This is a genomic window from Pseudomonas sp. GV071 (genome assembly GCF_003050835.1).
Lineage (GTDB): Bacteria > Pseudomonadota > Gammaproteobacteria > Pseudomonadales > Pseudomonadaceae > Aquipseudomonas.
Genome location: NZ_QAOJ01000013.1, coordinates 20,871 through 34,321, shown reverse-complemented (window position 1 = coordinate 34,321; position 13,451 = coordinate 20,871). Strand labels below are relative to the sequence as shown.

At 61.6% G+C, this 13,451-nt stretch carries 14 protein-coding genes; 11 read left to right on the top strand and 3 right to left on the bottom strand.

All coding sequences use genetic code 11. The annotated features are described in order from the left end of the window. Nucleotides 1-21 precede the first annotated feature (21 nt). From C8K61_RS21900 to C8K61_RS21865, 8 genes are all read left to right on the top strand, one after another. A complete protein-coding gene (locus C8K61_RS21900) occupies nt 22-1,377 on the top strand; it encodes a DUF3426 domain-containing protein (protein ID WP_108098424.1) in 1,356 nt (451 codons plus the stop codon). Nucleotides 1,378-1,544: 167 nt separating this feature from the next. Then, complete coding sequence (gene dusB / locus C8K61_RS21895; RefSeq protein ID WP_108098423.1) at nt 1,545-2,543, top strand: tRNA dihydrouridine synthase DusB; 999 nt, start codon at nt 1,545-1,547, stop codon at nt 2,541-2,543. After that, nucleotides 2,540-2,860, top strand: a complete 321-nt coding sequence (gene fis / locus C8K61_RS21890) for a DNA-binding transcriptional regulator Fis (protein WP_108098422.1) — start codon at nt 2,540-2,542, stop codon at nt 2,858-2,860. The genes dusB and fis overlap by 4 nt, the downstream gene beginning before the upstream one ends. 77 nt (nt 2,861-2,937) lie before the next feature. Then, complete coding sequence (gene purH / locus C8K61_RS21885; RefSeq protein ID WP_108098421.1) at nt 2,938-4,545, top strand: bifunctional phosphoribosylaminoimidazolecarboxamide formyltransferase/IMP cyclohydrolase; 1,608 nt, start codon at nt 2,938-2,940, stop codon at nt 4,543-4,545. 183 nt (nt 4,546-4,728) lie between these two features. Further along, the gene (gene purD / locus C8K61_RS21880; protein ID WP_108098420.1) at nt 4,729-6,018 is read left to right on the top strand and encodes a phosphoribosylamine--glycine ligase; all 1,290 of its coding nucleotides are present in this window, start codon (nt 4,729-4,731) and stop codon (nt 6,016-6,018) included. Nucleotides 6,019-6,143: 125 nt separating this feature from the next. Then, complete coding sequence (locus tag C8K61_RS21875) at nt 6,144-8,930, top strand: hybrid sensor histidine kinase/response regulator (RefSeq protein WP_108098419.1); 2,787 nt, start codon at nt 6,144-6,146, stop codon at nt 8,928-8,930. Nucleotides 8,931-8,965: 35 nt separating this feature from the next. Then, nucleotides 8,966-9,565 (top strand): MarC family protein, encoded by a 600-nt coding sequence (locus C8K61_RS21870; RefSeq protein WP_108098418.1) that lies wholly within the window; start codon nt 8,966-8,968, stop codon nt 9,563-9,565. 136 nt (nt 9,566-9,701) lie between these two features. Further along, complete coding sequence (locus C8K61_RS21865) at nt 9,702-10,967, top strand: Hsp70 family protein (protein WP_108098417.1); 1,266 nt, start codon at nt 9,702-9,704, stop codon at nt 10,965-10,967. Between the two features lie 29 nt (nt 10,968-10,996). Here the strand turns inward: C8K61_RS21865 and C8K61_RS21860 are convergent, their stop codons facing one another. Then, nucleotides 10,997-11,467 (bottom strand): GreA/GreB family elongation factor, encoded by a 471-nt coding sequence (locus C8K61_RS21860; RefSeq protein ID WP_108098416.1) that lies wholly within the window; start codon nt 11,465-11,467, stop codon nt 10,997-10,999. A gap of 194 nt (nt 11,468-11,661) precedes the next feature. On the opposite strand from C8K61_RS21860, the gene C8K61_RS21855 reads away from it, so the two are divergent. Further along, nucleotides 11,662-11,865 carry a hypothetical protein gene (locus C8K61_RS21855; RefSeq protein ID WP_108098415.1) on the top strand — a complete coding sequence of 68 codons (204 nt, stop codon included), beginning with the start codon at nt 11,662-11,664 and terminating at the stop codon, nt 11,863-11,865. 18 nt (nt 11,866-11,883) lie between these two features. Here C8K61_RS21855 and C8K61_RS27130 read toward each other — a convergent pair whose 3' ends face one another. Together C8K61_RS27130 and C8K61_RS21845 are read right to left on the bottom strand one after the other, a co-directional pair. Then, nucleotides 11,884-12,297 carry a PsiF family protein gene (locus C8K61_RS27130; RefSeq protein WP_108098414.1) on the bottom strand — a complete coding sequence of 138 codons (414 nt, stop codon included), beginning with the start codon at nt 12,295-12,297 and terminating at the stop codon, nt 11,884-11,886. Nucleotides 12,298-12,360: 63 nt separating this feature from the next. Further along, the gene (locus tag C8K61_RS21845; protein ID WP_108098413.1) at nt 12,361-12,720 is read right to left on the bottom strand and encodes a hypothetical protein; all 360 of its coding nucleotides are present in this window, start codon (nt 12,718-12,720) and stop codon (nt 12,361-12,363) included. 101 nt (nt 12,721-12,821) lie between these two features. On the opposite strand from C8K61_RS21845, the gene C8K61_RS21840 reads away from it, so the two are divergent. Continuing rightward, nucleotides 12,822-13,028, top strand: a complete 207-nt coding sequence (locus C8K61_RS21840; protein ID WP_108098412.1) for a hypothetical protein — start codon at nt 12,822-12,824, stop codon at nt 13,026-13,028. Between the two features lie 84 nt (nt 13,029-13,112). After that, a complete protein-coding gene (gene osmE, locus C8K61_RS21835; protein WP_108098411.1) occupies nt 13,113-13,451 on the top strand; it encodes an osmotically-inducible lipoprotein OsmE in 339 nt (112 codons plus the stop codon).

Here is a 13,451-nt window from a genome sequence, read left to right as displayed (position 1 = left end):
GCGCAACCCCCGGAATACTGCATGACCGCCAGCTTCGTCACCCAATGCCCACATTGCCGCACCAGCTTTCGCGTCAGCAGTACGCAGCTGGCTGCCGCGCATGGCGCTGTGCGTTGCGGGGCGTGCCTGCATGTATTCAACGCGGCCCAGCAGATTCTCGATGAGCATCCGGTGCAAACCACGATGCCTACTGCGCCGGCCAGTACCCCGGTAAAACCGGTGGCCGCGGCAGTCGCCGTGGCACCAGCAGCGCCGAAATCTGCGACCGCCGCGATTCCCACCGCCGGTAAAGCCACCAGCGAAACTCTGTGGATTCACGACGATCTGGACCTCGACAGCCTCGATGAGGAACTGGCCAAGCTGGAGCAGCAAGAGCTGCAGCTGTCCCAGGAATTCATGTCACTGGCGCCGGCGACCAGCAAAGCCAAAGACGATTTCCTCAAAGCCCCGGATCGCATCGACGATCACCACGACGAGGGCTGGGCCGAAGCCCTGCTGAAAACAGAAACCGCGCCGGCACCCGCCAGCGATGGCATCGCGCCGCCCGCGCCGAGCCTGGCGCCACCGCCACCGGTATTCCGTGCCCGCCCGGCAGCACCAGCACCCGCGCCTGAAGTCAGCGAGCCGCTGCCAGTCGACGATGAACCCACCCTCGGCAATGGCCGCATCGACGACGAAGACGATGACCTGGAGCCCGCCTTCACCCTCAGCGCCGATCGCGAACTCGAGCACCGCGCCGAGGAAGAAGACGAAGAGGAGCGCCACGAGCGCGACAACTTCTCCGCGGTCAAAGACCTCAACAAACCCACGCGCAGTGAACCGCCCCTGCGCGACGACAGCCTGTTCCACCTGGCTGATGATCCACTGCAATTGGACTGGAAAGAACAACGCAAACCCTGGGGTCGCTGGCTCGGCTGGGGCTTGCTGAATCTGATTGGTGCTGCCGCCTTGGTCACCCAGTATGTCGCCTACCACTTCGACGAGCTGGCCCGTCAGGACCAATACCGCCCCTGGTTCGAAGAGCTGTGCCCGAACATCGGTTGCAGCCTGCCGTCCAAGGTCGAGATCAGCCTGATCAAGAGCAGCAACCTGGTGGTACGCAGCCACCCGGACTTCAATGGCGCCCTGGTGGTCGATGCCATCATCTACAACCGCGCCACCTTCGCCCAGCCGTTCCCGCTGCTGGAAATCCGCTTTGCTGACCTCAACGGTCAACTACTTGCCAGTCGTCGCTTCAAGCCCAGCGAATACCTGGCTGGCGAGTTGGCCGGCCAGGCCGAAATGCCACCGCAAACGCCGATTCATATCTCCCTGGACATCCTCGATCCGGGCAACAAGGCCGTGAATTACAGCCTGAGTTTTCACTCACCCGAGTGATTTTCCACACGACGTTTTTGCCACTTCGACGCGCGGCCCGCGACGTTTCGACTCGCCAAAACTGTTCATAATTTATCCAAAACAGCCTTTATCCGGTCATCGAGAGCGGGTATCATGCCAACCCTTTTTCGCACTCTCAGATCCGCCTTTCTCAGCAGGGAAGCCCCATGTCGGCGGTACGCATCGGCCCATACACATTGCCCAATCAGTTGATTCTCGCCCCCATGGCGGGTGTCACTGATCGCCCGTTTCGCCAGCTCTGCCGGCGCCTCGGAGCCGGCATGGTGGTATCGGAGATGGTCACCAGCGACATGAGTTTGTGGAACACGCGCAAGTCCAGTTTGCGTCTGATTCATGCCGGTGATCCGGAGCCTCGCTCTGTTCAGATAGCCGGTGGTGATCCGCAGATGCTGGCCGACGCGGCACGAGCTAACGTGGACCTGGGCGCGCAGATTATCGACATCAATATGGGTTGCCCGGCCAAAAAGGTCTGCAACAAGGCAGCAGGATCCGCGCTGCTGAAAGACGAAGCCCTGGTCAGCGCGATTTTGCAGGCAGTGGTTGCCGCGGTAGACGTACCGGTAACCCTGAAAATTCGCACCGGTTGGGACCGCGACAACAAGAATGGCATCACCGTTGCGCGTATTGCCGAAGAATCCGGCATCACCGCCCTCGCCGTTCATGGCCGTACCCGCGCCGATCTGTACACCGGCGAGGCCGAGTACGAGACCATCGCCGCGATCAAACAGGCGGTGTCGATTCCGGTGTTCGCCAATGGCGACATCACTTCGCCCGAGAAGGCCCGCCAGGTGCTCGATAGCACTGGGGTCGATGGGCTGTTGATTGGTCGTGCCGCTCAGGGCCGGCCGTGGATCTTTCGCGAGATCGAGCATTTTTTACGCACCGGCACTCACCTGCCGGCGCCGAGTTTGTATGAGGTGGAACGCATTCTGCTTGAGCACCTGGCAGAACTGCACAGTTTCTACGGCGACGTGATGGGCCCGCGAATAGCGCGCAAACACGTTGGCTGGTACCTCGCCACCCTGCCGGGCGCCAGGGAGTTTCGCGCCCAATTCAATCGTCTGGAAAACACGGACGTGCAATGCGCCAGCGTTCGGCAGTTCTTCGCCGAACGTCACAACGATGGAGAAGAGGTGGCCGCATGACGATGATGACTGAGACTTTAGTGAGTGGAATTGCACCTGTGACCGATAACGTCAATTTGAAACAGCACCTCAACACGCCGAGCGATGAAGGCCAGACCTTACGCGGCAATGTGGAAAAGGCGCTGCACAACTACTTCGCCCACCTGGACGGGCAAGATGTGTGTGATGTCTACAACCTGGTGCTTTCCGAAGTCGAAGCGCCGCTGCTGGAAACCGTGATGAATTACGTCAAGGGCAACCAGACCAAGGCTTCCGAATTGCTCGGCCTGAACCGCGGAACCCTGCGTAAGAAGCTCAAGCAATACGATCTTTTGTAAGCATGTATTCAATCGAAAAAGGGCGGCCTGCAAGCCGCCCTTTTTTGCTGATTTCTTCGCTTTAGATGGAAACTGAGATGACCGACCAAACCACCCGCCTACCCGTTCGCCGTGCCTTGATCAGCGTTTCCGACAAGACCGGCATCCTCGAGTTTGCCCGTGAGCTGTCTGCCCTTGGCGTGGAGATTCTGTCCACCGGCGGTACTTTCAAGCTGCTCAAGGACAATGGCGTAGCCGCCGTCGAAGTCGCTGACTACACCGGCTTTGCGGAAATGATGGATGGCCGGGTGAAAACCCTGCACCCGAAAATCCACGGCGGCATTCTCGGGCGCCGCGGCACCGACGATGCAATCATGGCCGAGCACGGCATCCAGCCGATCGACCTGGTGGCGGTCAACCTCTACCCCTTCGAAGCAACCATCTCCAAGCCAGGCTGCGACCTGCCGACCGCCATCGAGAACATCGATATCGGCGGCCCGACCATGGTTCGCTCGGCAGCCAAGAACCACAAAGACGTGGCCATCGTGGTGAATGCCAGCGACTACGCCAATGTCCTGGAAAACCTCAAGGCCGGCGGCCTGACCTACGCTCAGCGTTTCGACCTGATGCTCAAGGCCTTCGAACACACCGCGGCCTACGACGGCATGATCGCCAACTACATGGGCACCGTTAACCAGGCCGCCGAAACCTTGAGCACCGAAGGTCGCAGCGAATTCCCGCGCACCTTCAACAGCCAGTTCATCAAGGCCCAGGAAATGCGCTACGGCGAGAACCCGCACCAGAGCGCGGCGTTCTACGTGGAAGCGAAACCGGCCGAAGTCAGCGTGGCCACCGCCACCCAGCTGCAAGGCAAGGAACTGTCGTTCAACAACGTGGCCGACACCGACGCCGCGCTGGAATGCGTTAAAAGCTTCGTCAAGCCGGCCTGCGTGATCGTCAAACACGCCAACCCATGCGGGGTTGCCGTGGCCCTGGACAGCGAAGGCGGCATTCGCCAGGCCTACGAACTGGCCTACGCCACCGACACCGAGTCGGCCTTCGGCGGCATCATCGCCTTCAACCGTGAGCTGGACGCGGCCACCGCCAAAGCCATCGTCGACCGTCAGTTCGTCGAAGTGATCATTGCCCCGAGCGTAACTGCCGAAGCTCGCGAAGTGGTCGCCGCCAAAGCCAACGTGCGTCTGCTTGAGTGCGGCCAGTGGAGCGCCGAGCGCGCCGCTGCCTGGGACTTCAAACGCGTCAACGGTGGCCTGCTGGTGCAGAGCCGCGACATCGGCATGATCAGCGCCGACGACCTCAAGGTAGTGACCAAACGCGCACCGACCGAGCAGGAAATTCACGACCTGATCTTCGCCTGGAAAGTGGCCAAGTACGTTAAGTCCAACGCCATCATCTACGCCAAGAACCGCCAGACCATCGGTGTCGGCGCAGGCCAAATGAGCCGCGTCAACTCGGCCCGCATCGCCGCGATCAAAGCTGAACACGCTGGCCTGCAAGTGCAGGGCGCGGTCATGGCTTCCGACGCGTTTTTCCCGTTCCGCGACGGCATCGATAACGCTGCGAAGAACGGCATCACTGCCGTGATTCAGCCAGGTGGTTCGATGCGTGATAACGAAGTGATTGCGGCGGCCGACGAAGCCGGCATCGCCATGGTCTTCACCGGCATGCGTCACTTTAGACACTAAGACGGCTGCGCTGACGCAGGCATCTGCTGCGTTGGATTGGACTTTTGCGATGCTCGTTGCCAGGCGGCAATTCCGCTCGCAAAAGCCCAATCCGCCTTGCATCTACCTACGTCATCGCACCCTCGATAGGCGTCGTCTGAATTTTTAGCCCCCGCGCTTCGGCGCCCCACAGAGGCTCGCAGCATGAATGTATTGATCATTGGCAGTGGCGGTCGTGAACACGCCCTGGCGTGGAAAGTCGCGCAAGACCCGCGCGTTGCAAAAGTATTCGTGGCCCCAGGCAACGCTGGCACCGCCACTGAAGCCAAGTGCGAGAACGTCGCCATCGACGTGCTGGCCCTGGAGCAACTGGCCGACTTCGCCGAGAAGAACGTCAGCCTGACCATCGTTGGCCCGGAAGCGCCGCTGGTCAAAGGCGTGGTCGACCTGTTCCGCAGCCGTAACCTGCGCTGCTTTGGTCCTACCGCTGGCGCCGCGCAACTGGAAGGCTCCAAAGCCTTTACCAAGGACTTCCTGGCGCGCCACAACATCCCTACCGCCGATTACCAGAACTTCACCGAAGTCGAGCCAGCCCTGGCTTACCTGCGTGAAAAAGGCGCGCCGATCGTGATCAAGGCCGATGGCCTGGCCGCCGGTAAAGGCGTGATCGTTGCCATGACCCTGGAAGAAGCCGAAGACGCGGTGCGCGACATGCTCGCCGGCAACGCCTTTGGTGACGCCGGTTCGCGCGTGGTGATCGAAGAATTCCTCGACGGCGAAGAAGCCAGCTTCATCGTCATGGTCGACGGCAAGAACGTCCTGCCAATGGCCACCAGCCAGGACCACAAACGCGTCGGCGATGCCGACACCGGGCCGAACACCGGCGGCATGGGCGCGTACTCGCCAGCCCCAGTGGTCACCGCCGAGGTGCACCAGCGCGCCATGGACGAAGTGATCTGGCCGACCGTGCGTGGCATGGCCGCTGAAGGCAATGTGTACACCGGTTTCCTCTACGCAGGCCTGATGATCGACAAGGCCGGCAAGCCGAAGGTCATCGAGTTCAACTGCCGTTTTGGCGACCCGGAAACCCAGCCAATCATGCTGCGTCTGCAGTCGAGCCTGGTGCTGCTGATCGAAGGCGCACTGGCTGAAGCCCTGGACAAGATCGAAGCCCAGTGGGACCCACGGCCGAGCCTCGGCGTGGTTCTGGCGGCCGGCGGCTACCCAGGCGATTACGCCAAGGGTGTCGAGATCAAAGGCCTGGACGTTGCCGTTTCCGAACACGGCAAAGTGTTCCATGCCGGCACCAGCCTCAACGATGGCAAGGTGGTCACTGCCGGCGGCCGTGTGCTCTGCGCCACCGCCCTCGGTGAAACCGTTTCCACCGCTCAGGCCAATGCCTACGAGCTGGCGAAAAAGGTCGATTGGGACGGCTGCTTCTACCGTAACGACATCGGCTATCGCGCCATTGCCCGCGAGCGTGGCGAAGACTGAGGGCGTAATTACGCAATTGGTCGGCAAATTCGCGCAAAAGGCAGCTAATACAGCTGCCTTTTGCGTATTACCGCCCACCTTAGGTTGGCTATAATCCGACCACTCAAAGCTGAAGGGATTTCATTGTGCACGGGCTCAGGATCGCCATAGGACTCATTGTCAGTCTGCTGTTGGCCGCACTGTCGCCACTGCCTGCCCAGGCGGCGGAGCACGGGCCATGGTCAGTGCTGCTCGACCCCGAAGCCCGCCTGCAACTGGATGACGTGCGCGCCAACGCCAGTGTCAGCCGCTTCAGCCCACTGGATATCCAACAGCTGTACACCCCGGGCGGCAACGCCGCGCAATGGCTGCACTACCGCCTGCCGGGCAACAGCCACGAACGCCTGCTGCGGGTGTTCGCCCCGTACCTCACTCACCTCGACCTGTACGTGCTGCGCGGCGACGAACTGATCGCCACCACCCGTACCGGCAGCCAGACGCCTGTGGCCGAACGCCCGCTGCCGAGCAGCGACCTGCTGCTGCCACTGCCCGTCAGTAACGACACCCTCGATCTCTACCTGCGCTTGTCCAGCAGCCATAGCCTGCGCCCGGCCATCAGTATCGACGATGCCAGCGCAATGGCCGCCGACAACAGTCGCGCCCTGCTCTACGGCATGCTGCTGGCCGCGTTCGGCCTGTTGCTGCTGTACAACCTCGTGCGTTTTGCCTACACCCGCATTCGCAGCAGCCTGTGGCTGGCCCTGGCGCAGTTGAGCCTGCTCGGCACCAGCAGCATCTTGCTCGGTATCAGCTCACCCTGGCTGGCGGGATGGCCAGGCTTGCAGGTGCAAGCCGGCAACCTGTCGATTCTGCTGGCCATGCTCTGCGGCCTGGGCTTCACCCTGAGTTTCTTCCAGCGCGTACAACCCAACGGCCTGTGGCGCCGCGTACTGCTGGCCGAATGCGCGGCCATCGGTCTGTTGCTGCTGGTGATCCTGGTGGCCAGCCAGTTGCAGTTCAACCGCCTGGTTTACCTGGTCGCCGCCGTTAGCAGCCTGAGTGTGCTGGTGGTCGCTGCCCGTCACTGGCTGCGCGGCTACAAGCCGGCCCGCCTGTTCACCCTGGCGCAATTGATCTTCAACCTGGCCTTCGTCGCCGCCCTGCCGCCACTGTTCGGCTATTGGCCGGCGGACTCCGACTGGCTGGCCTACAACCTGCTGTGTGTGGCGGTGGCCAGCGGCTTTCTGCAAAGTCTGGCCCTGGCCGAACGGCAACTGCGCCTGCAGCAGGAGCACTTCGCCGTCAGCCGCGACCTGGCCGCCAGCTCCGCCGAGCTGAAAGCCAAGGCGGAATTCCTGGCCAAGATCAGCCATGAAATCCGCACCCCCATGAACGGCGTGCTGGGCATGACCGAACTGCTGCTCGGCACCCAGCTGTCGACCAAGCAGCGCGACTACGTGCAGACCATCCACAGCTCCGGTAACGAACTGCTCACGCTGATCAACGAGATCCTCGACATCTCCAAACTAGAGTCCGGGCAGATCGAGCTCGACGACGTGCAGTTCGACCTCAATGCGCTGATCGACGACTGCCTGGATATCTTCCGCGCCAAGGCCGAGCAGCAGAAGGTCGAGCTGATCAGCTTTATGCAGCCGCAAGTGCCACGGGTGGTCAGTGGCGACCCCACCCGCCTGCGCCAGACCCTGCTGAGCCTGCTCGACAACGCCTTCAAACAGACCGACGAAGGTGAAGTGCTGCTGGTGGTCGCGGTCGACACCACTGGCGACGCCCCGCGCCTGCGCATTGCCGTACAGGACAGCGGCCGTTCGCTGGACAGCAACGAACGCGATGCCCTGCTCAACGCCGAACTGCACAGCAAAGACTTCCTCGCCGCCACCGGCCTCGGCGCGCGCCTGGGCCTGATCATCGCCCGCCAGTTGGTGCGTTTGATGAGCGGCACCTTCGGCATCCAGAGTGGCGGCAACCAGGGCAACACCCTGTGGCTGACCCTGCCGCTGGACGCCGAGCGCCTGGAAAACCCCACCGCCGACCTCGATGGCCCGCTGCAAGGCGCGCGTCTGCTGGTGGTCGACGACAACGAAACCTGCCGCAAGGTGCTGCTGCAACAGTGCAGCGCCTGGGGCCTGACCGTCAGCGCCGTGCCTTCGGGCAAAGAGGCCCTGGCGCTGCTGCGCACCAAGGCCAACATCCGCGAATACTTCGACGTGGTCCTGCTCGACCAGGACATGCCCGGCATGACCGGCATGCAGCTGGCAGCCAAGATCAAAGAAGACCCGAGCCTCAACCACGACGTGCTGCTGATCATGCTCACCGGCATCAGCAACGCGCCGAGCAAGATCATTGCGCGCAACGCCGGGATCAAACGCATCCTGGCCAAACCGGTGGCCGGCTACACCCTGAAAACCACCCTGGCCGACGAACTCGCCCAGCGTAAACCGGGCCTGGAGCCACGCTCTTATGCCCCGGTGGTGGCGACCCAGGACTTCCCTGAAGACTTCCGCATTCTGGTGGCCGAGGACAACAGCATTTCCACCAAAGTGATTCGCGGCATGTTGGGCAAACTCAACCTGCAGCCGGACACCGCCAGCAATGGCGAAGAAGCCCTCAGCGCGATGAAAGCCCAGCAGTACGACCTGGTGCTGATGGACTGCGAAATGCCGGTGATGGATGGTTTTTCCGCCACCGAACAGTTGCGCGCCTGGGAAGAGCGCGAGCAGCGCCAGCGCACCCCGGTGGTGGCACTGACCGCGCATATTCTTTCCGAGCACAAGGAACGCGCCAAGCAGGTAGGCATGGACGGCCACATGGCCAAACCCGTGGAGCTGTCGAACCTGCGCGAGCTGGTCGAGCACTGGGTGGCCGCCCGTGACGCACGGCGTCAGGAACAATCCGACTCGGCGCTGCCGCACTGACGTCGTCCCACCCTTTTTTGCCTGCGAGCCTGCCGATGTTGTCCACCCTGTTCAGCCTGTATTTGAAGATGCTGGTGCTCTATAGCCCGTTCTTCGTGCTCTCGGTTTTTATCGGCATGACCCGCGGCTACACGGTGAAAGAGCGCAAGAAACTGGCGTGGAAAGTGGCCACCGGTGTGGTCATCGCCAGCAGCGTGCTGTACCTGTTCGGGCAGAGCATCTTCACTGTATTCGGCATCACCATCGACGCCTTCCGCATTGGCGCCGGCAGCGTGCTGTTCATCTCCGCCCTAGGCATGGCGCAAGGCCGCCCGGTGGTGCAGAGCGAAAACCAGCAGCAGGACGTGACCATCGTGCCGCTGACCATTCCGCTCACCGTCGGCCCCGGTACCATCGGTGCCATGCTGGTGATGGGCGCCGGCCAGCCGCACTGGGACAGCAAACTGATCGCCCTGGTGGCGATCCTCTTCGCCAGCATCACCGTCGGCCTGGTGCTGTACCTCAGCGATAAATTCGAACGGATTCTCGGCGACCAGGGCCTGGAGATCATCGGCCGGCTGATGGGCCTGTTCGTCTGCGCACTGGCGGCGCAGATCATCTTTACCGGGATCAAGGGTTACCTCATCACCCCGTAGCAGGTCGCCCCTCTCCCGCACGCGGGAGAGGGGCGAGAAAAGGCAAAAACCCTTCATCGCTTGCACAAACCTTCCCGCGCATCACCCCACACCTTCGCGTAAACTGCGCGGCCGTTTTTTGTACCCGGAACCGATCATGACCAACGCGCAATCTGCTCGTGCCATTGGCATCGACTTTGGCACGTCCAACTCCACCGTCGGCTGGCTGCGCCCCGGCGAGCAATCGTTGCTGGTGCTGGAAGACGGAAAAATCACCCTGCCCTCGGTGGTCTTCTTCAACTTCGAAGAACGCCGCCCGGTCTACGGCCGCCTGGCCCTGCACGAATACCTGGAAGGCTACGAAGGGCGCCTGATGCGCTCGCTGAAAAGCCTGCTGGGCTCCAAGCTGCTGAAAAGCGAAACCGCGGTCCTGGGCAGCAGCCTGCCGTTCAAGGACATCCTCGGCTACTTCATTGGCGAGTTGAAAACCCGCGCCGAAGCCGTGGCCGAGCGCCCGTTCGAACAAGTGGTGCTGGGCCGCCCGGTGTTTTTCGTCGATGACGACGAAAAAGCCGACAAGGAAGCCGAAGACACCCTGGTGGCCGTGGCCAAGAAACTCGGTTTCAAGGACGTGTCGTTCCAGTTCGAACCCATCGCCGCCGCCTTCGACTACGAAAGCACCATCAGCCGCGAAGAGTTGGTGCTGATCGTCGACATCGGCGGTGGTACCTCGGACTTCTCGCTGATCCGCCTGGCCCCCGAGCGCCACATGCAGCCCGAGCGGCAGAACGACATCCTCGCCACCGGCGGTGTACACATCGGCGGTACCGACTTCGACAAACAGCTGAGCCTGGCCGGGGTGATGCCGCTGTTCGGTTACGGCAGCCGGATGAAAAACCAGGCCTACATGCCCACCAGCCACCACCTCAACATGGTCACCTGGCACACCATTAACGCCGTGTACTCGCAGCAAGCGCAGACGGCGTTGAAGAACATGCGCTACGACGCCCTGGACACCGACGGCCTCGACCGCTTCTTCAAACTGATCGAGCAGCGCGCCGGGCACTGGCTGGCCATGCAGGTGGAACAGAGCAAGATCGAACTGACTGAAATGGACAGCCGCAACATCTCCCTGGAGCGCGTCGAGCCAGGCCTGGTGGCCGAGCTCAACCGCGAGCTGTTCGATGAGTCCATCGACGGCCTGCTGGGCAAGGTGAATGGCAGCGTGTTGCAGTTGTTGGCCGACGCCGGGGTGAGTACCGAAGATATCGATACAGTGTTCTTTACCGGTGGTTCGAGCGGTATTCCGGCATTGCGCGCCAACATCCAGCGGCTGCTGCCCAATGCCCGCCATGCAGAAGGCGATACGTTCGGCAGCATCGGTAGTGGCCTGGCCATCGAAGCGAAGAAGAGATACGGGTAGGACGGATAACCGCTCTGCGGTTATTCGCCCTACGCGACCGCGATGATTTCCGACTCTTGGCCATTCACCAAGACCACATCGCCGGGTGCCTTGCCAAGCAAGCTCTGTCCCATCGGTGACTGCGGGGTGATGCTCATCACCTCGCCCTCCTCGGTCGGCACTTTCATTCCCGCGCCGTCGGGCACCAGGAACAGCCGGCGCTGTTGCCCGCTATCATTTTCCAGCAGCACCAGCGCGCTCAGTTGAATGCCCTTGTCGGCATCGAATTCACGCAGCTGCAAGGCGCGAAAGGCCAGCAACGCCTGTTCGATTTCTGCCACCCGTCGCGCCTGCCCATGGGCCAGGTAACCCGCCTCCAGCCCCAAGGTGTCGTACTTGTTTTCGGCCACGTTCTCTTCGTGGGTAGCCGCTTCGTGGGCGGTTTGCAGGGCAAGCTGGGCGTTATGCAAATCGACGTTGAGCCGTTCGACAAAGCGCTGGTGAAGGTGGGTTTTGTTCATAGACACGGACGGGGTTCGTAGGAGCGGCTTCAGCCGCGAGTGGCCAGACCTGAAAACGAGGCTTGCAGGAATCGCGGCTGAAGCCGCTCCTACGCCATCGCAGTGGCTGCCATTGTGTCGCCCCACGCAGTGTTTATGAAAGGCTTTTGCTAGAGTTCGGCAACTGGCTGCGGCCTTCCCCATTGGAGTAAATCATGTCCCCGTTCAAGGCCCTTGCCATCCTCGCCTGCGCCACCGCTCTGAGTGCCTGCGGCCTGGGCGAAACCGCCGCCACCGCATCCTTGCAAGCCAAGCAGGCACAGCAAGCGCAACAGCAGATGAAAGACATGCAGCAACAGATCGATGCAGCCAACGCGGTGAACAACGAGCGGTTGAAGCAGGCGACCGAACAGCAGTAACGGTCGCCCCACGGCGGCCTATTTTTTCTGCAGGCAGTCGCTCATAAAGGCTTTGCGCTCATCGCCTTTGAGCGCCTTGGTGGCGGCGTCGGCGTTGCAGGTTTTCATCCGCTCCTGCGAGGCGTTGGTGGGCATGCTGTCAGCCTTCAGGCAGGTGCTCATGAACGCGTTGCGCTGATCGCCCTTGAGCGCTTTGGTGGTGGCGTCGGCATTGCAGGTTTTCATCCGCTCCTGCGAGGCGTTGGTGGGCTTGCTATCAGCCTTCAGGCAGGTGCTCATGAACGCATTGCGCTCATCGCCCTTGAGCGCTTTGGTGGTGGCGTCGGCGTTGCAGGTTTTCATCCGTTCCTGCGGTGTGGTGGCGAAGGCCGAGGTAGTGAAAATCGACGCACTCAGGGCAGACAGCAACAAGGCAGTGGCTAAGCGGTGCATGGCAGTTCTCCTGGGTAAATGACGCGCTGCCGCTTGAGCTTAGCCAGCCCCCTGGCGCTTTGCTTACTCGGCCGGCACCAGGGTCATTTCCACCGGCTCGCCGGGGTTGTGCTGGCGCAGTTGCAGAATGTCCTTGGTGGCCATCAGCACTTCGGTCTTGTGGCGCTGCCCCTCCTCGATCATCACCAGATCAGTGCCATCCTGCTGCCATTGGCCAAAGGCCGGTTTGTTGCCACTCGAAGCCAGCACCAGCGTGCCGTCGGAGAGAAACACGTAGAGCATGCCCTTGCTCACGGTTGGCGACTCGCTGACGCTCCACACCCGATTGACGAAACTGACCGGCGCCGGTGGCTCGGAACAGGCGCCGAGCAGCAGGCTGGCAAGCACCGGCAGCAGCAAAAAACGCAGGCAGTGGGCAAACATGGGGAAATCCTTGAGTGATCTGGACGGCGCCAGCGGCATACTTAGGCAACGCGCCAGGCCGCCAGGTTCAGCGCGCCCCCGATAAACCCCGAGGTATCTGCATGGATTCCACCGCCACCTTGCTCGCCGGCCTGGTGTTTGGCTCGATCGGCCTGGGCTACCTGATCTACGGCAAACGCCAAGGGCAGGCCGTGGCCTGGGTTTGCGGCCTGGCCTTGATGGGCTACAGCTACTTTGTCAGCGACCCGTATCTGCTGGTGGCCATCGGTGTCGGCCTGATGCTGGTGCCGCGCTTCGTGCGTTTGTGAGCGGGCAAATAACTCGAACTTAGTGACAGCGAAGCAGCTCAAAAATCAGTAAGCCGACAACGGCTCCCCACAAGGAACGACACCATGTACAAAACCAAACTCCTCGCGGCTTTTTGTGCACTGGCAGCGGTCACAGGTTGCGCCAGCAAAATGGAAAACCCGGTCGACTACGTCACTTACCGCGACGAACCCCTGGCCAAGCAAGTGGACGTGGGCATGACCAAGTCTCAGGTGCTGACCGTGGGTGGTCCACCTTCCACCGAAATCCATCGCACCGTGCGCTCAGGCACCTGCAACAACTATGTGATGGAGAAGGATGGTTCCAAGCAGGTGTACTACGTGAGCTTTGATGCCAACGACCGCGTCGATGGAAAAGGTTTTATGACCTGCGAGCAGATGGAACACAACGAGCGCGTTCAGTAA